Here is a 24,129-nt window from a genome sequence, read left to right as displayed (position 1 = left end):
CTGCTGTCGTCCCGGACAAGCGCAGCGAAGCTGAGCGCAGATCCGGGACCCATAACCACAGGGAGTGGTTTGGCGAAGACACGGAGTTGCCGGTTAGCTCCACGACTCCTCCCTGTGGTTATGGGTCCCCGCCTGCGCGGGGACGACACCGAATTTGTGGCGCGAGCTACCCCAAAAGCTCCTCGCAGCCCAAATCGTCGACAGCCATCATCACCCGCTCCAGATTGTTCCACCAGATCCCCGGCGGGATGTTGATGCTCCATTGCCAGACCGGCTTGGTGATGTGCCAGAGCACCGACCAGCGATAATCCTGGTCGAGCGCGCCGCGCGTGTAACCGGTTACGCCGTGTGCGAGCAGCGTCTCGTGGTAGCGGTTGAGCAGCGTCCGCTCGAGCGCCTGTCGGCGCTCCGGATACCATTGCAACGCGATCATGTAGGCGAGATCGCTGGTGGGCACATTGATGCCCCACAGATCGAAATCGAAGATGCGCACGGTGTCGGCGACACCGGCCCGCGGCAGCAGGAAATTCCAGGTATGCGCGTCGCCGTGGGCAATCGTGACATGGCGGCGCGAATGGTAGCGCTGGGATAGCCGGGCCGACTGCTCGATGAGACGACGGTAGAGGATTCGCCGCTCTTCGCAGAGACGGTCGCCGAGTTGATCGGCGAAACGGTCGTAATGACCGGCGAAAGTCTCCATGCGCCCTGCGCTGTCCTCGGTGCTCGCCCAGGTGCCGACGGTCGCGCCGAGGCTGGCATGATCCCACCACGTCGCATGCATGCGCGCCAGCGTCGTGACGATCGCCATCGCCTGATCGCGCGACGGCGGCAGCGTCGGCACGGTCGCAATGTCATGGCTGTCAGTGAGGTCTTCGAGCAGAAGGTGCCAGGCCTCGCTCTCCTCGTCGAAATGCCCATCGAAGCAGCGCGGCGTGAGTCCCGACGGCATGTTCGGCGCGAGCTGCGTGTAAAAGGCCACCTCATGCCGGCCGCGATCTGCAAGCGTCCTGGCGAAGGCGGCATGCGCCATCTTCAAGATCAGCGACTGCGGGGCACCGGTGGATTCGCCGACGTAACGCAGGCCGAGGCGGACGATGTGCGACACGACGGTGTCGCGCTGATGCAGCACCTTCACCTCGCGGACCGCGCCGCGATCCAGCACCCCGCCCCTGCGCAGGGCAGCCGTCAGTTGGGCGGGCTCAACGACCGCCGGCAGTTGTGGAGGTGTCATCAAGCGCGCCCCGGGTGCCGCGCTCATACTGCACGATCACACAGGCGAGCGCCACACCCTCCGCTCGTCGTCCCGGACCAGCGAAGCGCAGATCCGGGCCCCACATCCACAGGCTGATGTGGTTACGAGGACTCGGAGTTAAGGCCTTGCAAGAGAACCGCACCCCAGGGCTGGGTCCCGGCCCCCCGTGCGCAATTGCGCACCAGACCGGGACGACAACCGGAGCTAGACGTCGAAGAACACCGTCTCGTCGCCGCCCTGCAGCCGCAGGTCGAGCCGGTAGACCGGCTTGCCTGCATCGCGCACAGCGATCAGCGTGGCGCGGCGGTCGGCCGGCACCAGCGCCAGCACGGGATCGGCGGCGTTGCCGGCTTCGTCGCTGAAATAGATGCGGGTGTAGAGATGCCGCAGCATGCCGCGACCGAACACCGCAACGACGATGTGCGGCGCCTGCGTCTTGCCGTCCGGATCGGGCACGGCGCCCGGTTTGATGGTGTCGAAGGAATAATTGCCGTCCTTGTCCGTTCCGCAACGGGCGAAGCCGCGGAAGCTCGCGTTCGGCAGCGCACGCTTGTCCTGCGGATCGGCGAAGCGGCCCTGCGCGTCCGCCTGCCAGATCTCCAGCATGCAATCCGGCACGGCGACGCCATCACCGTCGAACACGCGGCCCTCGATACGGATGCGGTCGCCGGAGGCGTCGGGCGTGAGCGTCGAGTTCGTGAATGCGTCGTTCCAGGCGTACTCGCCATTCGGCGTCAGGCCGTATTTGAAGAACGGACCGACGGTCTGCGATGGGGTGATCCCGTTGTCCTTTCCGTTTTTCTGCACTTAACTATTCTCCATTGGCGTGGCGTTCTTGCCGCGCAGCACGATGTCAAAGCGGTAGCACAGCGCCCATTCGGGCTGGGTGTTCTCGAGATCGAACGACGAGACCATGCGCGCGCGCGCCTTCTCGTCCGGCACCGAGTTGAAGATCGGGTCGAACGGGAACAGCGGGTCGTTCGGGAAGTACATCTGCGTCACGAGGCGCGTGACGAAGGAATAACCGAACACCGAAAGATGGATGTGCGCCGGACGCCAGGCGTTGTGGTGATTGCCCCAGGGGTAAGCGCCGGGCTTGATGGTGACGAAGCGGTAGTAGCCGGAGGCATCGCTCTGGGTGCGACCCGCGCCGGTGAAGTTCGGATCGAGCGGCGCCGGATGCTGGTCGCGGACATGGACGTAGCGGCCGCAGGAATTGGCCTGCCAGATCTCGACCAGCGAGTTCGGCACGCCGCGGCCGTCCTCGTCGCGCACATGGCCGTGCACGATGATGCGCTCGCCGAGCGGCTCGCCGGTGTGCTGATGGGTGAGATCATTCTCGCCTTCGCGCACGGTCTCGTGGCCGTAGACCGGACCGGTCAGCTCCGACAGCGTGTGGCGCATCGGAATCAAGGGCCTGTTCGGCGCGCGCTTGATCGAGCTCTTGTACTCGGGCGACAGCGGCAGCGGATGCGCCTTGTTGCTGTCGACGGGATAGATGAATGTCATTGGCGAACTCCTCCCCGGCCATTTTCGTGCGGCCGGTCAACGCTTGCTCCGATCATTATAATATATAACTAATCGGGGAAAGCGGGTTTAGCGGGCCTCTTGTAGCCTTCACCTGCCGCAAGCGCCCTATTTGATCGGCGGACGCGGCAGCACGGCTTCCCCGGCCTCGAGCCGGTAAGTGTGATCGAGCGAATACCAGGGCGCCGGAACATCGGGCGCGGTCGGATGCGGCATCTCGTGGCGCACGAACTTGCCGATCAGCGCTTGTGTCACGCCGAACTGCACGTCGCTGTCGATATGGGGATCGTTGGGATCGTAGACCTGCGAGATCAGGACCTTGAACCCCGGCTTGAAGATCAGGGCATGCAGATGCGCGGGACGATAAGCGTGCCGGCTCTGCGCTTCCAGCAGACGGCCGACCACGCCGTCGGTCGGAATGGGATAGCCGACCATCATCACCGAGCGAAAGGAGAAGCACCCATCCTGATCTGTCGTGAACTTGCCGCGCAGGTTCATGTCGGCCTGCTCGGGATCCTGGTTCTCGTAGAGACCAACCGGCGAGGCGTGCCAGACGTCGACCTCTGCGCCCGCAACGGGCCGGCCGTCCTTGTCGACGACGCGACCGTTGACGAACAGCGTCGCGCCCGGGGTCTCGGACCGGACGATCGATCCGCCGTTCTCCACCCGCGGCGAGTTCAGCCGCCAGAACGGTCCGAGCAGCGATTGATCCGTTTCCGTATTGCCCTGGTCACCATTGTTCAGCAGGCACACCAGCGGGGAGACGCCGAGCGAGCCCGCCATCAGCACAACTTCGTTGTGCGTGTCGGTGGTCAGCTTGCCGAGTTCGGCGACGATTGCCGTGGCGTCGCGGAATTCCTTCTCGGTCAGGCGAACGTCGCGGACGAAGGCATGCAGGTGCTTGACCAGCGAGACCATGATCTGGCGAAGCCGTGGATCGGACGTTCGCTCCATCACCGCCAGTGCCGCCGCCGTGACGTCCTGCTCGCGCGCGATGATCATGCTGCCATTTTCTCCCTGTCATTCCGGGGCAGCCCGACAGGGCTGAACCCGGAATCTCGAGATCCCGGATTCCACTCTAACGAGCGGCTCCGGGATGACGGGACGCTGCGCGTCCCGTCAGTTCAGCTTCTCGATCGCGACCGCGACGCCCTGGCCGACGCCGACGCACATGGTGGCGAGCGCGAGCTTGCCGCCGCGCTTCTCCATGCCGTGCACGGCGGTGAGCGCGAGACGGGCGCCACTCATGCCGAGGGGATGGCCGAGCGCGATGGCGCCGCCATGCGGATTGACGAAGTCGGCATCGTCCTTGACGCCGAGCTGACGGAGGCAGGCGATGCCCTGCGAGGCGAAGGCCTCATTGAGCTCGATCAGGTCGAAATCGCTGATCTTCTTGCCGAGACGCTCCATCAGCTTGCGGGTCGCGGGCACGGGGCCGATGCCCATGATGCGCGGCGGCACGCCGGCCGAGGCAAGCCCGAGGATGCGCGCGCGCGGCGTGAGACCATGCTTCTTCACCGCAGCTTCCGACGCCAGGATCATCGCGGCGGCGCCGTCATTGACGCCGGAGGCATTGCCGGCGGTCACCGTGCCCGGATTGCGCACGATCGGCTTCAGCTTGGTCAGCCCTTCCAGCGTGGTCTCGGGACGCGGATGCTCGTCCTTGTCGACGGTAACAGGGCCAGCCTTGCCGCCGGGAATGGTGATCGGCGTGATCTCCTCGGCGAAATAGCCGGCGGCGATCGCCGCACCGGCGCGCTGCTGCGAGCGGATGGCGAAAGCGTCCTGGTCGGCGCGGGAGACCTGGAATTCCTCGGCGACGTTCTCGCCGGTCTCCGGCATGGCGTCGACGCCATACTGGGCCTTGAGCAGCGGATTGATGAAGCGCCAGCCGATCGTGGTGTCGAAAATCTCGGCGGAGCGCGAGAAGGCTTCCTGCGCCTTGCCCATCACGAACGGGGCGCGCGTCATGGATTCGACGCCGCCGGCAATCGCAAGCTCGATCTCACCGGCGCGGATCGCGCGGCCGGCCGCCCCGACCGCGTCGAGGCCGGAGGCGCAGAGCCGGTTCAGGGTCTGGCCGGGAACCGAGTCCGGCAGACCCGCGAGCAGCAGCGCCATGCGCGCGACGTTGCGATTATCCTCGCCGGCCTGGTTGGCGCAGCCGAAGAAGACTTCATCCACCTGCGCCCAATCGAGGTTGGGGTGCTTGCCCATCAGCGCCTTGATCGGGGCTGCCGCGAGGTCGTCGGCGCGCACCTTGGCGAGCGAGCCTCCGAAGCGGCCGATCGGTGTCCGCACGGCATCGCAAATAAAGACGTCACGCATCGTTGTTCTCCCTGAATGCCGCGGTCCGGCCAGAATTCTTCAATGACGGCGGAGTTTTAGGAGGGCGCCCGCAGCAGGTCAATTGACGGTTTCGCGCGGGCCGCATGGCTTGGCGCATGAGCTACCTGCCGAGAAACTCCAGCCGTCATTCCGGGGCGCCCGAAGGGCGAGCCCGGAATCCATACCCACGAGCGGGGGTTATGGATTCCGGGCCTGCGCCTATCGGCGCATCCCGGAATTACGACCAAAAATGTGGCAGCCGCTCGCCCGATGCGGACAACGTGGAAAACCCGCCCCATCCGGCCAAAGCGATAGGAGCACGGGGCGAAATTTTGTAGGTTGCGCCGCCCATGACAGTCCGACAACCCATTCCCGCGCCAGACCCTGAACCTACACAAGCGCCGCCGGCGGAAGCTGCCGCGCGCGTCACGCCGATGATGGAACAGTACCTTGAAATCAAGGCGGCGCATCAGGGCCTCTTGCTGTTCTACCGGATGGGCGATTTCTACGAGCTGTTCTTCGAGGACGCCGAGATTGCCTCCAGGACGCTGGGCATCGTGCTGACCAAGCGCGGCAAGCATCAGGGCGCGGATATCCCGATGTGCGGCGTGCCGGTCGAGCGCTCCGAGGATTATCTGCACCGCCTGATATCAGCCGGCCACCGGGTCGCGGTGTGCGAGCAGACCGAGGATCCCGCCGCCGCGAAGGCGCGTGGCAACAAGAGCGTCGTGCGCCGCGGCGTGGTGCGACTGGTCACCCCAGGCACGCTGACCGAGGACACGCTGTTAGATGCGCGCGCCAACAATTACCTGCTGGCGATTGCGCGCGCCCGCTCCTCCGCCGGCGGCGACCGTTTCGGCCTTGCCTGGATCGACATCTCGACCGCCGAATTTTCCGTGACGGAATGTTCGGGCGGCGAGCTCGCCGCGACGCTGGCGCGCATCAATCCGAACGAGGCGATCGTCACCGACGCGCTCTACAACGACAGCGAGCTCGGGCCGACCTTGCGCGAGTTGCCGGCGGTGACGCCCCTGACCCGCGACGTCTTCGACGGCGCCACCGCCGAGAAGCGTCTCTGCGATTATTTCGCGGTTGCGACCATGGACGGGCTGGCGCAGCTGACGCGCCTTGAAGCCACCGCCGCGGCGGCGGCCGTCACCTATGTCGACCGCACCCAGGTCGGCAAGCACCCGCCGCTGTCGCCGCCCGCGCGCGAGGCCTCGGGCGCGACCATGGCGATCGACCCGGCCACCCGCGCCAATCTCGAACTGACGCGGACGCTGGCGGGCGAACGCCGCGGCTCGCTGCTCGATGCCATCGACTGCACGGTGACTTCAGCCGGCTCACGTCTGCTGGCGCAGCGGCTCGCGGCGCCGCTGACGGATGCGCCGGCGATCGCGCGGCGGCTCGATGCGGTCAGCAGCTTCGTTGCCGATTCAGCCGCGCGCGAAGACATCCGGAGCATTCTGCGCGGTGCGCCCGACATGTCGCGGGCACTGGCCCGTCTCTCGGTCGGCCGCGGCGGACCGCGTGACCTCGCCGGCCTTCGTAATGGCATCATGGCCGCCGACCAGGCGCTGGCGCGCCTCGGCGAGATCGACCAGCCGCCACAGGAAATCGCGGCGGTGATGGCCGCGCTGCAAAAGCCGTCGCGAGAGCTCGCTGCCGAATTCGCCGCGGCGCTCGACGAGCAACTGCCGCTGATCAAGCGCGATGGCGGCTTCGTGCGCCAGGGCTACGAGCCCGCGCTCGACGAAGCCCGAAACCTGCGCGACGCCTCGCGCCTGGTGGTCGCCTCGATGCAGGCACGCTACGCCGACGCGACCTCCGTGAAGGGCCTCAAAATCCGCCACAACAACGTGCTCGGCTATTTCGTCGAGGTCACCGCGCAGCACGGCGACAAGTTGATGTCGGCGCCGCTGAACGCGACCTTCATCCATCGCCAGACGCTGGCGGGCCAGGTGCGCTTCACCACATCCGAGCTGGGCGAGATCGAGGCCAAGATCGCCAATGCCGGCGACCGCGCGCTCAACCTCGAGCTCGAGATCTTCGAGCGTCTCTGCGCCAAGGCGCTCGAGATCAGCGAGGACCTTCGCGCCGCCGCGCACGGCTTCGCGCTGCTCGACGTCGCGACATCGCTGGCGAAACTCGCGGTCGACGACAACTATGTGCGGCCCGAAGTCGACTCCTCCCTCGGCTTTGCCATCGAAGCCGGCCGCCACCCAGTGGTCGAACAGGCGCTGAAACGCAATGGCGAGCCGTTCATCGCCAACGCCTGCGACCTGTCGCCGGCGCCCGCGCAAAAGTCCGGCCAGCTCTGGCTGCTGACCGGTCCGAACATGGCGGGTAAATCGACCTTCCTGCGCCAGAACGCGCTGATTGCCCTGATGGCGCAGATCGGCAGCTTCGTGCCGGCGACGCGCGCGCGGATCGGCATCATCGACCGCTTGTTCTCGCGCGTCGGTGCCGCCGACGATCTCGCGCGCGGCCGCTCCACATTCATGGTCGAGATGGTCGAGACCGCGGCGATCCTCAACCAGGCCGGCGAGCGCTCGCTCGTGATCCTGGATGAGATTGGCCGCGGCACCGCGACCTTCGACGGGCTCTCGATCGCCTGGGCCGCGATCGAGCATCTGCACGAGAGCAATCGCTGCCGCACGCTGTTCGCCACGCATTATCACGAGCTGACCGCGCTCTCGGCCAAGCTGCCGCGGATGTTCAACGCGACGGTGCGGGTGAAGGAGTGGCAAGGCAATGTCGTGTTCCTGCACGAGGTGCTGCCCGGTTCGGCCGACCGCTCCTACGGCATCCAGGTCGCAAAGCTCGCCGGCCTGCCGCCGGCCGTGATCACGCGCGCCAAATCGGTGCTGGCGAAACTCGAGGCCCAGGACCGCGGCCAGACGGCCCGGGCCCTCGCCGACGATCTGCCGCTGTTTGCGGTGCCATCGCGCGCTGCCGCGGAAGCCGCACCGCCAAGCGAGGCCGAGCTGCTGATGGAAGCGGTGAAAGCGCTGCACCCCGACGAGATGTCGCCGCGTGAGGCGCTGGATGCGCTGTATGCGCTGAAGGCCAAGCTGCCGAAGCAGTGAACGGTGCCGTAGGGTGGGTTAGCGAAGCGTAACCCACCACCTTGATCGCCGCACGAGAAGTGGTGGGTTACGCGTTCGGCTAACCCACCCTACAAGGCGAATGCTACGCCGCGGGGATGACTCGTTTCCTCCGCCCGTTCCACCACAACGTCAGATTCCACACGATGCAGGTGGCGAGCCCCAGGCTGAGGCCGATCGCCGAGCCGAAGTTTCCAGCCCCCACATGCAGCACCGCGATCGCCATGCCGAAGCCGAGCAGGCCCCAGGCCGAGTTGGCGAGCACGGCGGCGGTCGGCGGGCCGCCGATGCGCGGGTGCAGGATCACCATCATGCTGGTGAAGACGATCGGGTAGAGCGCGATCACGCCGGAGACCCGCGGGCCGACCCAGCCCGAGGTCGAGACCACGATCGCGACCAGCGTCGCGACCAGCGAGGCGCGGAACGGAATGTCGTACCAGCGACGCGTCACCAGCGGCATCTTCACGTGGCGGTACTTTGCGAGCAGCGGAATGCAGATGCCGAAGGCAACCAGGTTCACGGCGAGTCCTGCCATCAAGGTCCAGTCAAACAGACGGATGATGGACGCCAGCACGATCCACACTGCGACCGCGCTTCCGACACTCACGGCAAAGCTATGCCGCTGCGCCAGCACGACATAGGTGAGCCCCAGGACGATCGTCGCAGCGTTGACCGGAAGGCTCGACAGTGCGCCTTGCGCGATGAAAGCGGCATCGTGGTCGAGCGCAAGGAAGACGTAGGAGGGCCCTGCCGAGATCGGCAGCGTCGCCACCAGCGCACCGATCACCGGACCTGAGCGCTCGGTGATAACAGATGCCGACACAACGAACGCGGCCGCGATCGCCATGCGCAGGAGAAGGAAGAGGATGAAGTGGAGTTCGGGGGGCATTTCTTCTTTGTCGTCCCGGACAAGCGAAGCGCGGATCCGGATGGAACGTAAAGTAACTCTCACCGTCATTCCGGGGCGCGCAAAGCGCGAGCCCGGAATCCATAGCCACAGGCCGCAGTTATTCACAAAGCTGGGGCGACGACCGTGCGAAAGCACCACGGCCTGGGGTTATGGGTTCCCACCCCCCCGTGCGCAATTGCGTACTAGGCGGGAACGACACCGATCGTTGGGATACGACTTTCGCCCCTCACATCCGCTGCATCGACACCGAAACCTTCGGGCCGTTCTTGATGGTCTGATAGACCACGCAATAGCGCTCGGTGAGCTTGAGCAGCAGATCGAGCTTGTCCTGCGGCGCGTCGGTGTCGACCTCGAAGCGCAGGCGGATCTCGGCGAAGCCGACCGGAGTCTCCTTGTCGACGCCGAGCGTGCCGCGGAAGTCGAGATCACCCTCGGCATAGACGTTACCGGTCTTCAGCGGCACCTCGATCGCGGTCGCGACCGATTTCAGCGTGACGCCGGCGCAGGCGACCAGCGCTTCCAGCAGCATGTCACCGGAGCAGAGCTCGAGGCCGGAGCCGCCCGTGGCCGGATGCAGGCCAGCCATTGCAATGGCGCGGCCGGTCTCGACCTTGCAGGCGATGCCGTCGCTGTCGGTCGAGCCCTTGGCCTTCAGCGTGATCATCGCGGCCTTGGGATCGGTCTTGTAGCGTTCCTTGATCGGGGCCTGCATCTGGCGCAGTGCTGCGGCGTCCATTTGGTTCTCTCCCGGAAAAATCGCCCCTCGATGTACCGGCTCGGAGAGAAATTGTCACCACCACATGGCCTGACCGGGACCCTGGGTTGCGTCACGGTCGGGCACGCTGCGATCGAGCGAACGGTCAAGTGACGTCAGCACGCTTCGCTTGAAGTTCTCGAACAGCAGCGAATTGCGGTCGCGCGGCCGACCCAGATTGATCTCGATCTGGTCGAACAGCCGGCCCGGCCGCGGCCGCATCACCAGCACGCGATCGGCCAGCACCACGGCCTCGTCGACGTCATGTGTGACGAGGATCAATGTCGGGCGCGTGTCGGCCCAGAGGTCGAGCAAATGATCCTGGAGATCGCGGCGCGTGAAGGCATCGAGCGCGGAGAACGGCTCGTCGAGCAGCAGCACTTCAGGCTGCGGCACCAGCGCGCGCGCGATCGCGACACGCTGCGCCTGTCCGCCGGAGAGCTCACGCGGCCAGGCCTGCGCCTTGTCGGCGAGGTCGACGCGCTCGAGCGCGCGCGCCACCTTCTCGCGCCGCTCAGTCGCGGGCAAATCGGCAAGGCCGAAGCCGATATTGTCGGCGACGCTGAGCCAGGGCAGCAGCCGCGGCTCCTGGAAGATGATGCCGATCTTGGCGTGCGGCGAGGCGATCGCCTCGCTGTCGAGCGTCACAGTGCCCGAGCTGGCGCGGTCGAGGCCGGCGATGGCGCGCAGCAGCGTGGACTTGCCGCAGCCGGAGCCGCCGATGATGGCGATGATCTCGCCCTGCCTGATCTCGGCGGAGAAGCGCGCCAGCGCCTGCACACCGTTTGGATAGGTCTTGCTGACCCGGGCGAGCGCCAGCATCGCCTCAAGCTCCCTTCGCGCGCCCGAAGGCGTCCTGCCAGCGCAGGAAGGGCGCGGCCGCGACCTCGATCAGCCAGTCCGTGAGCTTGCCGAGGATGGCGAAGATCACGATCGCAGCCAAAATCTGCGCGGGCTTGCCGAGCTGCTGGCCGTCGAGCAGGAGATAGCCGAGGCCTTCGGAGGCGCCGATCAGCTCGGCCGCGACCACGAACATCCAGCCAAGGCCGAGACCGACGCGCAAGGACACGACATAGGCCGGCAGCACCGCAGGCAGCAGGATGCGGCGGATCATGGCGAACCCGGAGAGGCGGAAGACACGGCCGACCTCGACGACCTTGCGGTCCACCGAGAGGATCGCGCCCATCACGCCGAGATAGACCGGGAAGAACACGCCGACCGCGATCAGCGCGATCTTCGAGGTCTCGAAGATGCCGAGCCAGAGGATGAACAGCGGCACCCAGGCGAGCGAAGGGATCGCGCGCAGCGCCTGCACCGTTGGATCGAGCAGCCGGCGCGCCAGCGACCAATAACCGGAGATGGCACCTAGCAGCGTGCCCGCGATGACGCCGAACGCGAAGCCGAGGCCGACCCGCCAAAGCGTCGCGGCGATGTGGCGGACCAGCTCGCCGGAGCGGGCGAGCTCGGTGATGGTGGCAAAGATGCGCGAGGGCGGCGGCACCAATCGGCCATTGGACCAGCCGAGCCAGACCACGAGCTCCCAGCCCAGCGCGAGCGTGACCGGCAGCAACAGCCCCAGCGCCGGCCGCACGTAGCGGGACAGCCGCGAGGGCGCGACGGCGCTTTCGGCCGGTTCCGAGGATCGTTGCAAGGCGGGCGCGTCGGAGATCATGGCTTTAGCAAGCGCGTCTGGCGAGGGAATGCAATGGCGCGGCAATCTCGGCTGTCGTCCCGGACAAGCGCAGCTCTTGGCAACGCGTTGCGTTGTCCAGGGCGGAGCGCAGATCCGGGCCCCATAACCACAGGGAGACGTGGTTACGGGGACTCGGAGTTACCGTCTTCGTGCCACAACCACTCCCTGTGGTTATGGGTCCCGGGCTCGCTTCGCGCCCCGGGACGACGGCGGAGTTTGTTGCGGCGGCACGCGTCTTAAGAACCAAACTAATTCGTCGGCAGCGGGACCTGATCGTCGATCAGCGCGTCGAGTGTTGCCTTCACGTCGACCTTGGCGTCGACGACGCCGGCCTGCTGCAGGGCGAGGCCCGCAGCGAGGATCGACTCGCGCTGGGGCGCGCCGATGCGGCTGTGGGTCAGCTCGGTACGCTCCTTGAGCTGCTTGTCGACGACGGCTTCGGGCAGCTTGGTCACGGCGATGAAGGTCTTCTTCAGCTCGTCGTAGTTCGCCAGCGAATATTTGCGCGCCTCTTCATACACCGCGAGCACGCGGCGGGCAGCGTCCGGATAGTCCTTCAGGAACTGCTCGCGCACATTGAGGATGCCCCAGGTGTTGGCGTCGGCCTTGCGGTAGAACAGCTTCGCGCCCTCCTCGACCTCGGCCTGCGCCATCATCGGATCGAGGCCGGCCCAGGCGTCGACATCGCCGCGGATCAGCGCGGTCTTGCCGTCGGCATGCTGCAGCAGCACCGGCGTAATATCCTTTTCGGTCAGGCCGGCGCTGAGCAGCGCACGCACCAGGAAGATGTGCGGATCGGTGCCACGTGTCACCGCGACGCGCTTGCCCTTGAGACCCGCAACGCTCGCAATCTTGGAGTCCTTGCCCGTCACCAGCGCGGTCCATTCTGGACGCGAATAGACATAAATCGACTTGATCGGGTTGCCGTTGATGCGGGCGACCAGCGCCGCCGAGCCCGCGGTCGAGCCGAAATCGATCGAGCCGGCGTTGAGGAATTCGAGCGCCTTGTTGGAGCCGGCCGACTGCACCCAGGTGACGCTGATGCCGTCCTTGGCAAACTCCTTCTCAAGAAGCCCCTTCTGCTTCAGGACCATCGACACCGGATTGTAGGTCGCCCAGTCGATACGGATTTCCTTGAGCGGATCCGCCGCCTGTGCCGCGGGGGTTATCGCGAGCGCCACCGTTCCCGCCAGCAGAATGCGTCGTGTAATCCTGATCATGCCCAGCCCCTTCAAAACTTCATTGTTTTTCAATGAGTTATATCTAGAGGTCAACAGGAAAATCCGCCCCTGGAAAGCCCTCCAGCCGAGAACAAATTTGCCCAAAACCGGCCCTTCCCAGCATGGAACGACTATTGCCTGAGAATGGCGGGTGACAGCGCCTGTCACCTCTTATATCCGGTGGGACATGGACAGCGTCGCGACTGAGCACAAGGCCGAGGTAGACGATCGCTTCGGCACCGCGCGGATCACCGCCGCGATCGATGCGCTTGCCGAGAAGCATGAGGGACGCGAGGACACGTTCCGCACGGCCGTGGCGCAGTTGCTCAAGGCCGAGCTGATCGAGGCCCGCGCCGCGGCACAGGCGCTCCTGCTGAAGGACCGCCACGGCCGCCGTTGCGCCGAGCGGCTGTGTCATGTCCAGGACGAGATCATCCGTATCCTGTACTCGGCGGCCACCCGTCATCTCTACCGCTCGCCGATCCCGAGCGGCGCCGAGCGCATGGCGGTGGTGGCGACCGGCGGCTATGGCCGCGGCCTGATGGCCCCCGAGTCCGACATCGATCTGCTCTTCATCCTGCCCTACAAGCAGACTGCCTGGGGCGAGCAGGTCGCCGAAGCGATCCTCTACTGCCTCTGGGACATGGGGCTGAAGGTCGGTCACGCCACGCGTTCGGTCGATGAATCGATCCGGCAGGCGCGCGGCGACATGACGATCCGCACCGCGATCCTGGAGACGCGCTTCCTCACCGGCGACCAGCCGCTCTATGACGAGCTGGTCGCGCGCTTCGACAAGGAAGTCGTGCAGGGCACCGCATCCGAATTCGTCACCGCAAAGCTCGCCGAGCGCGAGGAGCGGCACCGCCGCGGCGGCCAGTCGCGCTACCTGGTCGAACCCAACGTCAAGGACGGCAAGGGCGGCCTCCGCGACCTTCACACGCTGTTCTGGATCGCCAAATACGTCTACCGCGTGCGCGACACGAACGAGCTGGTCGAGCGCGGCGTGTTCGATGCGCAGGAATACCGCACCTTCCGCCGCTGCGCCGATTTCCTCTGGTCGGTACGCTGCAATCTGCATTTCTACTCTGGCCGCGCCGAGGAGCGCCTCTCCTTCGACCTCCAGCGCGAGATCGCGGTCCGGCTCGGCTACACCTCGCATCCCGGCATGCAGGACGTCGAGCGGTTCATGAAGCACTACTTCCTGGTCGCCAAGGAGGTGGGCAACCTGACCGCCATCCTCTGCGCCAAGCTCGAGGACCAGCAGGCCAAGCCCGCGCCGGTCTTGAGCCGCATGATGGCGCGGCTGCGCCCCACGCCGGCGAAGCGGCGCGTGCCTGACAGCGACGACTTCATCGTCGACAACAACCGCATCAACGTCGCCGCGCCCGACGTGTTCAAGCACGATCCGGTCAACCTGATCCGCATCTTCCGCCTGGCGCAGAAGAACAACCTCGCCTTCCATCCGGACGCGATGCGCGACGTGACGCGTTCGCTCGGCCTGATTAACGCGCAGCTTCGCGAGAACCCCGAAGCCAACCGTCTGTTCATGGATATCCTGACGTCCGACAACGCAGAGATCGTGCTGCGGCGGATGAACGAGACCGGCGTGCTCGGCCACTTCATCCGCGCCTTCGGCAAGATCGTCTCGATGATGCAGTTCAACATGTATCATCACTACACCGTCGACGAGCACCTGATCCGTTGCATCGGCTTTCTCCAGGACATCGAACGCGGCGGCATCGAGGAGTTCGCGCTCGCCAGCGACCTCATGCGCAAGACCCGGCCCGAACATCGCGCGGTGATCTACATCGCGACGCTGTTGCACGATGTCGCCAAGGGCCGGCCCGAGGATCACTCGATCGCGGGCGCCAAGGTCGCGCGCCGGCTCTGTCCGCGATTCGGCTTCAGCCCGGCCGACACCGAGCTCGTGGCCTGGCTGATCGAGGAACACCTGACCATGTCGACGGTCGCGCAGTCGCGCGATCTCTCCGACCGCAAGACCATCGAGAATTTTGCTGCCGTCGTGCAGTCGGTCGAGCAGATGAAGCTGCTCACGATTCTGACCACCGCCGACATTCGCGGCGTCGGTCCGGGCGTGTGGAACGGCTGGAAGGCGCAGCTGCTGCGCTCTCTCTATTATGAGACCGAGCCGGTGCTGACCGGCGGCTTCTCGGAGGTCGACCGCGGCAAGCGGCTTGCGGCTGCTTATGCCGAATTCCGCATGGCCTTTGCCGAGTGGCCGAAGGAGGAGCTCGACGCCTATATCGGCCGACACTATCCGGCCTACTGGCTCAAGGTCGAGCTGCCGCGAAAGATCCGCCACGCCCGCTTCGTCCGCTCCAGCGAACAGGCCGGCCACAAGCTCGCGATCAATGTCGGCTTCGACGAGGTGCGCGGCGTCACCGAGCTCACGATCTTCGCCGCCGACCATCCCTGGCTGCTCTCGATCATCGCGGGCGCCTGTGCCTCGGCCGGCGCCAACATCGTCGATGCCCAGATCTACACCACGACCGACGGCCGCGCGCTCGACACCATCTCGATCTCACGGGAATACGACCGCGACGAGGACGAGGGCCGGCGCGCCACCCGCATCGGCGAGATGATCGAGGACGTGCTCGAAGGCAAGCTGCGCCTGCCGGAAGTCGTGGCGCGGCGCACCGTGCGCGGCAAGGCGCGGCCCTTCGTGGTCGAGCCGGAAGTGACCATCAACAACCAATGGTCCGACCGTCACACCGTGATCGAGGTCTCCGGCCTCGACCGCCCCGGCCTGCTCTACGAGCTGACCACGGCGATCTCGAAGCTCAATCTCAACATCGCCTCGGCCCATGTCGCGACCTTCGGCGAGCGCGCGCGCGACGTGTTCTACGTCACCGACCTCCTCGGTGCGCAGATCACCGCCCCGACCCGCCAGTCCGCGATCAAGCGCGCGCTGACCCATGTGATGGCCAGCGACAAGGCGGTTCAGCCGGCGGCGTAAGGCGGCGCTCTCTCCCCTCGTCATTCCGGGGCGCGCGGAGCGCGAACCCGGAATCCATTCATCCACATCGTCGGTGCCGACCGATGGATTCCGGGCTCGCCGTTTGCGCGGCGCCCCGGAATGACGGGTGGAGAGATCGGTGCGCGGCTACGCCTTCATACCTCCACCCCCTCATGCCGCAGCAGCCAGCGCTTGCGCTCGAGCCCGCCGCCGTACTTCACCAGCGAACCGTTCGCACCGATCAGGCGGTGACACGGCAGCACCACGCTGATCGGGTTGGAGCCGTTGGCATGGCCGACGGCGCGCACGGCTTTGGGCATCTCAATCCTTGCGGCGAACGCGCCATAGCTCATGGTGGTGCCGGCGGGAATTTTCGCGAGCGCAGTCCAGACCTTTTGCTGGAACGGCGTGCCGGCGATACGCCATGCGATGGCCGTGAGCCGATCGATATCGCCTTCGAAATATGCCGACAACGCCGCCCGCATTCCCGCGGGCGCAGGCTGATCACTGAGATCCACCGTGCCGTAATGCAGACGCAGGAGTTCGCGCATGCGGTGCTCGTAGTCCTCCCAGTCGAGCGCGCGCAACGTGCCCTCGGCATCGGTGACGAGCAGGGCGATCCCGATCGGCGTCGCGAGGCGATCGAGGCCGAAGCGTTCGGGCGTATTGGTTGATCGGCTGGCCATTGCGACACCATTGTATCGAGACACGGATCGCACTTGCCACGCCTGCCGTGCTAACGTCCACCCGAAAGCTGACGCTTTGGGGGAGTTCGACTTGATCCTGATCGCCAATGTCCTGGTGGCGCTGGTCGCGGCGCTGCACGCCTATTTTCTGATCCTGGAGATGTTCCTTTGGGACAAGCCGCCGGGCTTGAAGGTCTTTCGCAATACGCCGGAGAAGGCCGAGATCACAAAAGTGCTGGCCGGCAATCAGGGCCTCTATAACGGCTTCCTCGCCGCCGGCCTGATTTGGGGTCTCGTCCACGCCAACCCGGCCTTCGCGTTCCAGATCAAGGCATTCTTCCTGCTCTGCGTGATCGTGGCCGGCGCCTACGGTGCGGCGACCGTCAGCACGCGCATCCTGATCGTCCAGGCCCTGCCGGCGGCGATCGCGCTGGTTGCATTGTTCCTGGCCTAAGACCCCTGGCCTGAGACGCGACGGCGCTGCGCCGCGATCCTTGCGCGGCGCCTGCCCTTCCTCCACAATCTTCGACAGCGATGGCGACCGTTGCAAACAACGGGAAAAAGACCGTCGACCGAAAATTCCAACAGGAGGAACAACCCAACATGAGCAATCGCAGAGCCTTCATAGCTGCCACGGCGGCGCTCGTCTTCGCGTTCTCCGCCGGTCAAGCCCTCGCCCAGAAGAAATACGACACCGGTGCAAGCGACACCGAGATCAAGATCGGCCAGACCGTACCGTTCTCCGGCGCCTACTCCGTCTACGCCAATATCGGCAAGACCCAAGCCGCTTACTTCAAGATGATCAACGATCAGGGTGGCATCAACGGCCGCAAGATCAATCTGATCCAGTATGATGACGCCTATTCGCCGCCGAAAACCGTGGAGCAGGTGCGCAAGCTCGTCGAAGGCGACGAAGTGCTTTTCACCTTCCAGCTCATCGGCACCGCGGCCAATGCGGCCGTGCAAAAGTATCTCAACGGCAAGAAGGTGCCGCAGCTGCTGGCCTCGACCGGCGCGGCGCGTTTCAACGATCCGCAGAACTATCCCTGGACCATCGCCTATAATCCCAACTACGTGTCCGAGGGGCGCATCTACGCCAAATACATTCTCGCCAATCACCCCAACGCCAAGATCGGCGTGCTCTACCAGAACGATGACATGGGCCGCGATTATCTCGCGGGCCTGAAGAACGGCCTCGGCGACAAGGCCGCCAGCATGATCGTCGGCGAGGTGTCCTACGAGGTCACCGATCCGACGGTGGACTCGCAGGTGGTCAAGCTGAAGTCGATGGGCGTCGACCTGTTCTACGATGCCTCGACGCCGAAATTCGCGGCACAGGCGATCAAGAAGCTCGCCGATCTCGGCTGGTCGCCGGTGCACATTCTCGACATCAATGCGAGCCCGATCTCGGCCACGCTGAAGCCGGCCGGCCTCGACATCTCCAAGGGCATCATCTCGACCCAGTATGGCAAGGAGCCCGGCGATCCGCAGTGGAAGGACGATCCCGGCGTTAAGGCCTTCTTCGCGTTCATGGACAAGTATTTCCCTGAGGGCGACAAGCTCAACACGGTCAACACCTACGCCTATTCGGTGGCCGAGCTCCTGGTCCAGGTGTTGAAGCAATGCGGTGACGACCTTACGCGCGAGAACGTCATGAGACAGGTCGCCAACATCAAGGACTTCACCCCGAGCTTCGCGCTGCCCGGCATCAAGATCAACACCGGACCGAACGATTATCGCGTCAACAAGCAGATGCAGATGATGAGGTTCAACGGCGAACGCTGGGAGCTGTTCGGACCGATCATCGAGGACACAGGATCGTCGGGCTAGTCCCACGCACGGAACCAAAGGGTGGGTTACCCCCGCGGCTGCGCGAAGCGCAGTCCGCTCGGCGTAATCCACCCTACGAATTGTGGGCACTTCCCCACCTTGCGTTGCAGCAATGGCTCCTCCACATTCCCGCGCAGCGATGGCGTCGGGCGTGCAGCAGCGCGTCCGATAGACCGTCGGCAATAACAACCGAGGAAATTGCGAATGAGGAATGGAATTCTGCATCTGGCCACGGCAACGGCGCTGACCCTGGCGCTGTCGGTCTCTGCGGTCAGTGCCCAGAAAAAATATGATCCGGGCGCCAGCGACACCGAGATCAAGGTCGGGCAGACCGTGCCGTTCTCAGGACCGGCGTCGGCCTATGCGTCGATCGGCAAGGCCCAGGCCGCCTACTTCAAGATGATCAACGACCAGGGCGGCATCAACGGCCGCAAGATCAACCTGATCCAGTATGACGACGCCTATTCGCCGCCGAAAGCGGTGGAGCAGGTACGCAAGCTCGTCGAGAGCGACGAGGTGCTCTTGACCTTCCAGATCATCGGCACGCCCTCGAACGCAGCCGTGCAGAAATATCTCAACTCCAAGAAGGTACCGCAGCTGTTCGCCGCCACCGGCGCCTCGAGATTCACGGATCCGAAGAACTTCCCGTGGACCATGGGCTACAACCCGAACTACTTCGTCGAGGGCCGCATCTACGGGCAGTACATCCTGAAGGAGCACCCGAACGCGAAGATCGGCGTGCTCTACCAGAACGACGACCTCGGCAAGGACTATCTGAACGGCCTCAAGGCCGGCCTCGGTGACAAGGCCGCCAAGATGATCGTGACCGAAGCGTCCTACGAAGTCTCCGATCCGACCGTCGATTCGCAGATTCTCAAGATCAAGGATGCCGGCGCCGACCTGTTCTTCAGCGCGACCACGCCGAAGCAGGCGGCACAGGCGATCAAGAAGATCGCCGAGATGGGCTGGCATCCGGTCCAGATCGTCGACATCAACGCCACCTCGGTCGGCGCGGTGATGAAGCCCGCTGGTCTCGAGGCCGCCAAGGGCGTGATCAGCGTCAACTACGGCAAGGATCCGCTCGATCCGACCTGGAAGGACGACGCCGGCATGAAGCGGTATTTCGACTTCATGGCGAAGTACTATCCGGACGGCGACAAGGACTCGAACTTCAACACCTACGGCTACGGCACCGCCCAACTGCTGGCCCACGTGCTGCAGCAGTGCGGCGACGACCTGACGCGCGAGAACGTCATGAAACAGGCCGCCTCCCTGAAGGACGTGACCGGCGACGTCGCGCTGCCCGGAATCAAGGCCAACACCTCGGCGACCGACTACCGCGTCAACAAGCAGCTTCAGATGATGAAGTTCAACGGCGAGCGCTGGGAGCTGTTCGGCCCGATCCTGGAAGACGCAGGCCCGGCGGGTTAGGCGAAGAGAAGGCACACATCGTAGGGTGGGCAAAGGCGCGCAAGCGTCGTGCCCACCATCTCTCCTCGATCGCGACAAACGTGGTGGGCACGCCCCGGGGACGCGCATTCGCGCACCCCGGCACTTTGCCCACCCTATGAACTAAGAAGGTATCTCGCCAAAATTCTTCCCCACCGGCAACACGGCGTGGCGGATCAGCCGTGAATCCTCCACGGCCGCCTGCCGGTGCTTCACCGCTTCGCGATAGACGGGATCGCGGATCATCTCGACGAAGGCCGCGACGCTTGGATATTCGGCGATGAAGCAATGATCCCAGCGCTCCTCTTGCGGGCCGATCAGCATCAGCTCGAACCTGCCCTGCCAGACGATGCGGCCGCCGAGGCGTTCGAACACCGGGCCGCTGTCGCGGCCATAGGCCGCATAGGCTTCCGCACCGCTCGCCTTGCGGCCATCCGGATAGGCCGCCTCTTTGCGCAAGCGCACCAGATTGAGCATGTGGATCGGACCGGGACGGTCGTTATCCCGGAATTGCGCGAAGATCTCCTTGGTCGGATCGATATGGCCCATGAACGCTCCTTCGTGAGTTCCCTCTTCATATTCGCGATCCTAGCTCCGGCGTCCGATCAGCGGAACTGCGGCAGGCGAATGCCGCACCTCCTAATCGAGCGTTAAGCTCGGGGTAACCGGGCCTTAAACAGCGACCGCTAGCGTGCGGCGGGGCAGTCTGACCGGGCGTTTTGCGTATGGCGTGGGGAAAGAAAAAGGGTGGGCGGAAGGAGCCGTTGTTCGGCTTGCCCGCGGCGCTCGCCGATCTGCGCCTGACGTCCGCGGATCGCATCCCCAATGCCGAGGACAAGCCGAAAAAGTCCGCGAAATCATCCGCCAAGCGCAAGGCCGACGATTCCGACGACGAGCCGCCGCGCGAGCGGAAGGCGCCGGCGAGCCGCAGCGGCGCCAAGCGCCGGTCGAAGTCGCGCGGAGGCTTCAGCCTCGGCCGCCTGGTCTATTGGGGCGCGGTGCTCGGCCTGTGGGGCGTGATCGCCGTGATCGCCGTCGTGGTCTATGTCGGCGCCCATCTGCCGCCGATCCAGTCGTTGGAGATTCCAAAGCGGCCACCGACGATACAGATCGTCGGCATCGACGGCAGCATGCTGGCGCAGCGCGGCGAGATGGCCGGCGCCAACGTCTCGCTGAAGGACCTGCCGCCCTATCTGCCCAAGGCCTTCATCGCCATCGAGGACCGCCGCTTCTATTCGCATTACGGCATCGATCCCGTAGGCATCCTGCGCGCGCTCGTCACCAACGTGCTCCATCGCGGCGTGTCGCAGGGCGGCTCGACGCTGACGCAGCAGCTGGCGAAAAACCTGTTCCTGACCCAGGAGCGCACCATGCAGCGCAAGCTGCAGGAGGCGGAGCTGGCGATCTGGCTGGAGCGCAAGCATTCCAAGAACGAGATCCTTGAGCTCTATCTCAACCGCGTCTATTTCGGCTCCGGCGCCTATGGTGTCGAGGCAGCCGCGCAGCGCTATTTCGGCAAGTCGGCCAAGAACGTCACGATTCCCGAGGCCGCGATGCTGGCCGGCCTCGTCAAATCGCCCTCGCGCCTTGCGCCCAACCGCAACCCCGAAGGCGCCGAGCAGCGCGCGCAGGTCGTGCTCGCGGCGATGGCGGATGCAAAGTTCATCACCGAAGCGCAGGCGCAGGCCTCGATCGGCCATCCCTCCTACAATGTGAAGCCGGTCGGCGCCGGCACGGTCAACTACGTCGCCGACTGGATCGGCGAAGTGCTGGACGATCTGGTCGGCCAGATCGACGAGAGCATCAAGGTCGAGACCACGATCGATCCAAAGCTCCAGAGCGTCGCCGAAGCCGCCGTCATCGACGAGCTCGCGGCCAAGAGCGTGAAGTTCAATGTCAGCCAGGGCGCGCTGGTGGCGATGACGCCTGATGGCGCGGTGCGCGCCATGGTCGGCGGCCGAAACTATTCCGAGAGCCAGTACAACCGCGCGGTGACCGCCAAGCGCCAGCCGGGCTCCTCGTTCAAGCCGTTCGTGTATCTGACCGCGCTCGAGCAGGGTCTGACGCCGGACACCGTCCGCCAGGACGCCCCGATCGAGGTCAAGGGCTGGAAGCCCGAGAACTACACGCATGAGTATTTCGGCCCGGTGACGCTGACGCAGGCGCTCGCGATGTCGCTCAACACGGTCGCCATTCGCCTCGGCCTCGAGGTCGGGCCGAAGAACGTGGTGCGCACCGCGCACCGGCTCGGCATCTCCTCCAAGCTCGAGCCCAACGCCTCGATCGCGCTCGGCACTTCCGAGGTCTCGGTCGTCGAGATGGTCGGCGCCTATGCGCCCTTCGCCAATGGCGGCTTCGCGGTGTCGCCGCATGTCGTCACGCGGATCAAGACGCTCGGGGGCAAGCTGCTCTACATGCGCCAGCCCGAGGAGCGCAACCAGGTGATCGACCCGCGCTATGTCGGGATGATGAACGCGATGATGCGGGAGACACTGATCAACGGCACTGCCAAGAAGGCGGAGATCCCGGGCTGGCCGGCGGCCGGCAAGACCGGCACCAGCCAGGATTATCGCGACGCCTGGTTCGTCGGCTATACCGCCAACCTCGTCACCGGCGTCTGGCTCGGCAACGACGACAACTCGCCGACCAAGAAGGCGACCGGCGGCGGCCTGCCGGTGGAGGTCTGGTCGCGCTTCATGCGCACCGCGCACGAGGGCGTGCCGGTCGCAGCGTTGCCGAATTCGCTGGCCAATTGGGGCCCGTCGAACCTCGCGATAGTGGCCTCGCAGGTGGCGCCGCCGACAGTGCCCCCATCGGCTCCGGCCAATAACGGCGGTTATCGCCCCGCGCCGACGCGCGCCAATGTGCGGCCGGAAGCAGCGCCGGGGCTCGATGGTTGGCTGATGGACCGGCTGTTTGGCGGCAATCGATAGGCTCGGCCTGCGGTCTTTGTGACCTCAAAACAAAAACCGCGAAAACAACCCCATGCACAGTAGCCGGTGATTGCCGGCGTGACGCTGGGTGGATGGTACGAAAGCTTTGATGCAGCGGGGCAAATGACGGATGCCGCGCGATCATCGCAGCCTTCTGGGAGATTCGCGCGAAACGCGTTGATGTCGCCCCATTCGCAGCTGTCATTCCCCGCGAAGGCGGGGAATCCAGTATTCCGAGACATCGAGATCTAAAATAGCCGCCGCGGCGTACTGGGTCGCCCGGTCAAGCCGGGCGACGACAGCGAGTGTTGGGCTGGCAGCGAGGCCTAATCCTCGACCCCGAAGCGGTGCAGATCGTTGCCGTGTGTGTCGAGCCACTTCTTGGCGCGCTCCATCGACGGACAGACCTTCCCGCAGACGCGCCAGAACCGCGCCGAGTGGTTCATCTCGACGAGATGGGCGACCTCGTGCGCGGCGAGGTAGTCGAGCACGAAGGACGGCGCGAGGATCAGGCGCCAGGAGAACGACAGCGAGCCCGCCGAGGTACAGGAGCCCCAGCGGCTGGACTGGTCGCGGATCGAGAGACGCTTGACCTTGACGCCGAGCTCGACGGCATAGGCCTCGGCCGAACGCTGAAGGTCGCGGCGCGCCTCGCGCTTGAGGAAGTCACTGACGCGGCGGTCGACATGTTCGACCCCGCCGGCGACGCAGAGAATGCGCTCTCCGGAGTCACGCACCTCCGTCCACACCGTGCCACGCTGGCCGGCGCGATGAACGATGCGGTGGGAAACGCCGCGAAGCGGTATCACTGTGCCAGGCTGAAACGGCGCAGCCTTCGGCAAACGGCCGAGACGTGCCGCGATCCACGCGCCGTGACGCTGCGCGAAGTCCTTTGCCTCAGCGAGCGTGCCACGCGGCGGCATCGTGAGGATGGCTTCGCGATCGCTCGGATGAATTCTGAGCGTGTAGCGGCGCGCTCGGCGATGTCGGCGCAGGCGAATCGCAAAAAATTGCGATCCATGGGTGATCAGGAGGGTCTTCGGTTCGTGGGGCCGCCGATAGAGGAGCGCGCGTGTAGCCATGTCTGTCAGTCCGGGGAGCAGGAGTTCGCCCGGATTCTGCCATAACCGCCGCCAGGGAAAGCGCTCGGCGCAAAAACAAATCATTTGCCCAATATACAGGGGTCTGGTGTCCGGGAGACCCTACAGACTGGGGTTGGAACCCCAATTTTTCGCCCCCGCTGGACGCATGCGGCCCCCCCAAAGGCTGAGGGAGGACTCACTCCTATAACGCTACCTAAATACCACGAATCTGGAGGGAACCTCACCCCGCCGAAGCCTCCGGCAGGGCCTGAATTTTCGACGGAAAAGCCGAAAAACGCGTCTAGAGCCATTTTCCGTTCCGATGGAATCGGAACGGGGCTCTAGATTCGTGTTTTGGCGCGTTTTCTTTACGCGAACCGG

At 65.2% G+C, this 24,129-nt stretch carries 19 protein-coding genes; 6 read left to right on the top strand and 13 right to left on the bottom strand.

Annotated features, from left to right (window positions below):
* Nucleotides 1-166: 166 nt before the first annotated feature.
* The 5 genes from AC630_RS30170 to pcaF all read right to left on the bottom strand — a co-directional run bounded on the left by AC630_RS30170 (nt 167) and on the right by pcaF (nt 5,107).
* Nucleotides 167-1,231: a phosphotransferase gene (locus tag AC630_RS30170; protein WP_167561309.1), complete on the bottom strand. Its 1,065-nt coding sequence runs from the start codon at nt 1,229-1,231 to the stop codon at nt 167-169.
* 225 nt (nt 1,232-1,456) lie between these two features.
* Nucleotides 1,457-2,059 carry a protocatechuate 3,4-dioxygenase subunit alpha gene (gene pcaG, locus AC630_RS30165; protein WP_074122118.1) on the bottom strand — a complete coding sequence of 201 codons (603 nt, stop codon included), beginning with the start codon at nt 2,057-2,059 and terminating at the stop codon, nt 1,457-1,459.
* Nucleotides 2,060-2,761, bottom strand: coding sequence for a protocatechuate 3,4-dioxygenase subunit beta (gene pcaH / locus AC630_RS30160; RefSeq protein ID WP_074122117.1), 702 nt, complete (start codon nt 2,759-2,761; stop codon nt 2,060-2,062).
* Between the two features lie 126 nt (nt 2,762-2,887).
* The gene (locus AC630_RS30155; protein ID WP_074122116.1) at nt 2,888-3,781 is read right to left on the bottom strand and encodes a dioxygenase family protein; all 894 of its coding nucleotides are present in this window, start codon (nt 3,779-3,781) and stop codon (nt 2,888-2,890) included.
* Nucleotides 3,782-3,898: 117 nt separating this feature from the next.
* Nucleotides 3,899-5,107 carry a 3-oxoadipyl-CoA thiolase gene (gene pcaF / locus AC630_RS30150; RefSeq protein WP_074122115.1) on the bottom strand — a complete coding sequence of 403 codons (1,209 nt, stop codon included), beginning with the start codon at nt 5,105-5,107 and terminating at the stop codon, nt 3,899-3,901.
* Between the two features lie 350 nt (nt 5,108-5,457).
* On the opposite strand from pcaF, the gene mutS reads away from it, so the two are divergent.
* Entirely contained in the window at nt 5,458-8,196 is a 2,739-nt protein-coding gene (gene mutS, locus AC630_RS30145) for a DNA mismatch repair protein MutS (protein ID WP_074122114.1), read from the top strand.
* 103 nt (nt 8,197-8,299) lie between these two features.
* Here the strand turns inward: mutS and AC630_RS30140 are convergent, their stop codons facing one another.
* From AC630_RS30140 to AC630_RS30120, 5 genes are all read right to left on the bottom strand, one after another.
* Nucleotides 8,300-9,103: a hypothetical protein gene (locus AC630_RS30140; protein ID WP_074122113.1), complete on the bottom strand. Its 804-nt coding sequence runs from the start codon at nt 9,101-9,103 to the stop codon at nt 8,300-8,302.
* Between the two features lie 247 nt (nt 9,104-9,350).
* On the bottom strand, nt 9,351-9,860 hold the full coding sequence (locus tag AC630_RS30135; protein WP_074122112.1) for an OsmC family protein: 510 nt from the start codon (nt 9,858-9,860) through the stop codon (nt 9,351-9,353).
* 54 nt (nt 9,861-9,914) lie between these two features.
* The gene (locus tag AC630_RS30130) at nt 9,915-10,700 is read right to left on the bottom strand and encodes an ABC transporter ATP-binding protein (RefSeq protein ID WP_074122111.1); all 786 of its coding nucleotides are present in this window, start codon (nt 10,698-10,700) and stop codon (nt 9,915-9,917) included.
* Between the two features lie 4 nt (nt 10,701-10,704).
* Nucleotides 10,705-11,550, bottom strand: coding sequence for an ABC transporter permease (locus AC630_RS30125; protein WP_074122110.1), 846 nt, complete (start codon nt 11,548-11,550; stop codon nt 10,705-10,707).
* A 269-nt stretch (nt 11,551-11,819) separates the two neighbouring features.
* Nucleotides 11,820-12,791, bottom strand: coding sequence for an aliphatic sulfonate ABC transporter substrate-binding protein (locus AC630_RS30120; RefSeq protein ID WP_074122109.1), 972 nt, complete (start codon nt 12,789-12,791; stop codon nt 11,820-11,822).
* 187 nt (nt 12,792-12,978) lie between these two features.
* On the opposite strand from AC630_RS30120, the gene AC630_RS30115 reads away from it, so the two are divergent.
* The gene (locus tag AC630_RS30115; protein WP_074122108.1) at nt 12,979-15,768 is read left to right on the top strand and encodes a [protein-PII] uridylyltransferase; all 2,790 of its coding nucleotides are present in this window, start codon (nt 12,979-12,981) and stop codon (nt 15,766-15,768) included.
* A gap of 155 nt (nt 15,769-15,923) precedes the next feature.
* Here the strand turns inward: AC630_RS30115 and AC630_RS30110 are convergent, their stop codons facing one another.
* Complete coding sequence (locus tag AC630_RS30110; protein ID WP_074122107.1) at nt 15,924-16,454, bottom strand: methylated-DNA--[protein]-cysteine S-methyltransferase; 531 nt, start codon at nt 16,452-16,454, stop codon at nt 15,924-15,926.
* 97 nt (nt 16,455-16,551) lie between these two features.
* On the opposite strand from AC630_RS30110, the gene AC630_RS30105 reads away from it, so the two are divergent.
* The 3 genes from AC630_RS30105 to AC630_RS30095 all read left to right on the top strand — a co-directional run bounded on the left by AC630_RS30105 (nt 16,552) and on the right by AC630_RS30095 (nt 19,715).
* Nucleotides 16,552-16,908, top strand: a complete 357-nt coding sequence (locus AC630_RS30105; RefSeq protein WP_208867065.1) for a DUF1304 domain-containing protein — start codon at nt 16,552-16,554, stop codon at nt 16,906-16,908.
* 149 nt (nt 16,909-17,057) lie between these two features.
* Complete coding sequence (locus AC630_RS30100) at nt 17,058-18,284, top strand: ABC transporter substrate-binding protein (RefSeq protein ID WP_074122132.1); 1,227 nt, start codon at nt 17,058-17,060, stop codon at nt 18,282-18,284.
* A 204-nt stretch (nt 18,285-18,488) separates the two neighbouring features.
* The gene (locus tag AC630_RS30095) at nt 18,489-19,715 is read left to right on the top strand and encodes an ABC transporter substrate-binding protein (protein ID WP_074122105.1); all 1,227 of its coding nucleotides are present in this window, start codon (nt 18,489-18,491) and stop codon (nt 19,713-19,715) included.
* Nucleotides 19,716-19,856: 141 nt separating this feature from the next.
* Here AC630_RS30095 and AC630_RS30090 read toward each other — a convergent pair whose 3' ends face one another.
* Entirely contained in the window at nt 19,857-20,282 is a 426-nt protein-coding gene (locus AC630_RS30090) for a DUF1330 domain-containing protein (protein ID WP_074122104.1), read from the bottom strand.
* Nucleotides 20,283-20,458: 176 nt separating this feature from the next.
* Here AC630_RS30090 and AC630_RS30085 point away from each other — a divergent pair, with 176 nt between their 5' ends.
* On the top strand, nt 20,459-22,666 hold the full coding sequence (locus tag AC630_RS30085; RefSeq protein WP_074122103.1) for a transglycosylase domain-containing protein: 2,208 nt from the start codon (nt 20,459-20,461) through the stop codon (nt 22,664-22,666).
* A gap of 326 nt (nt 22,667-22,992) precedes the next feature.
* Here AC630_RS30085 and AC630_RS30080 read toward each other — a convergent pair whose 3' ends face one another.
* Nucleotides 22,993-23,832 carry a M48 family metallopeptidase gene (locus AC630_RS30080; RefSeq protein ID WP_074122102.1) on the bottom strand — a complete coding sequence of 280 codons (840 nt, stop codon included), beginning with the start codon at nt 23,830-23,832 and terminating at the stop codon, nt 22,993-22,995.
* Nucleotides 23,833-24,129 lie beyond the last annotated feature (297 nt).

Origin of the sequence: Bradyrhizobium sp. AS23.2, assembly GCF_001908185.1 — a bacterium.
In the GTDB taxonomy this organism is placed as follows: Bacteria; Pseudomonadota; Alphaproteobacteria; order Rhizobiales; family Xanthobacteraceae; genus Bradyrhizobium.
Note: the sequence above shows the minus strand (reverse complement) of the source record. Positions and strands in the feature narration are given on the sequence as shown.

Bases quoted from the DNA above. Each gene is read 5' to 3' on its own strand.
- AC630_RS30095 (WP_074122105.1), top strand. From the start codon at position 18,489: ATGAGGAATGGAATTCTGCATCTGGCCACGGCAACGGCGCTGACCCTG.
- AC630_RS30110 (WP_074122107.1), bottom strand. From the start codon at position 16,454: ATGGCCAGCCGATCAACCAATACGCCCGAACGCTTCGGCCTCGATCGC.
- AC630_RS30170 (WP_167561309.1), bottom strand. From the start codon at position 1,231: ATGACACCTCCACAACTGCCGGCGGTCGTTGAGCCCGCCCAACTGACG.
- AC630_RS30125 (WP_074122110.1), bottom strand. From the start codon at position 11,550: ATGATCTCCGACGCGCCCGCCTTGCAACGATCCTCGGAACCGGCCGAA.
- mutS (WP_074122114.1), top strand. From the start codon at position 5,458: ATGACAGTCCGACAACCCATTCCCGCGCCAGACCCTGAACCTACACAA.
- AC630_RS30135 (WP_074122112.1), bottom strand. From the start codon at position 9,860: ATGGACGCCGCAGCACTGCGCCAGATGCAGGCCCCGATCAAGGAACGC.
- AC630_RS30155 (WP_074122116.1), bottom strand. From the start codon at position 3,781: ATGATCATCGCGCGCGAGCAGGACGTCACGGCGGCGGCACTGGCGGTG.
- AC630_RS30120 (WP_074122109.1), bottom strand. From the start codon at position 12,791: ATGATCAGGATTACACGACGCATTCTGCTGGCGGGAACGGTGGCGCTC.
- AC630_RS30130 (WP_074122111.1), bottom strand. From the start codon at position 10,700: ATGCTGGCGCTCGCCCGGGTCAGCAAGACCTATCCAAACGGTGTGCAG.
- AC630_RS30140 (WP_074122113.1), bottom strand. From the start codon at position 9,103: ATGCCCCCCGAACTCCACTTCATCCTCTTCCTTCTCCTGCGCATGGCG.
- AC630_RS30100 (WP_074122132.1), top strand. From the start codon at position 17,058: ATGAGCAATCGCAGAGCCTTCATAGCTGCCACGGCGGCGCTCGTCTTC.
- AC630_RS30085 (WP_074122103.1), top strand. From the start codon at position 20,459: ATGGCGTGGGGAAAGAAAAAGGGTGGGCGGAAGGAGCCGTTGTTCGGC.
- AC630_RS30115 (WP_074122108.1), top strand. From the start codon at position 12,979: ATGGACAGCGTCGCGACTGAGCACAAGGCCGAGGTAGACGATCGCTTC.
- pcaF (WP_074122115.1), bottom strand. From the start codon at position 5,107: ATGCGTGACGTCTTTATTTGCGATGCCGTGCGGACACCGATCGGCCGC.
- pcaH (WP_074122117.1), bottom strand. From the start codon at position 2,761: ATGACATTCATCTATCCCGTCGACAGCAACAAGGCGCATCCGCTGCCG.
- AC630_RS30090 (WP_074122104.1), bottom strand. From the start codon at position 20,282: ATGGGCCATATCGATCCGACCAAGGAGATCTTCGCGCAATTCCGGGAT.
- AC630_RS30080 (WP_074122102.1), bottom strand. From the start codon at position 23,832: ATGATTTGTTTTTGCGCCGAGCGCTTTCCCTGGCGGCGGTTATGGCAG.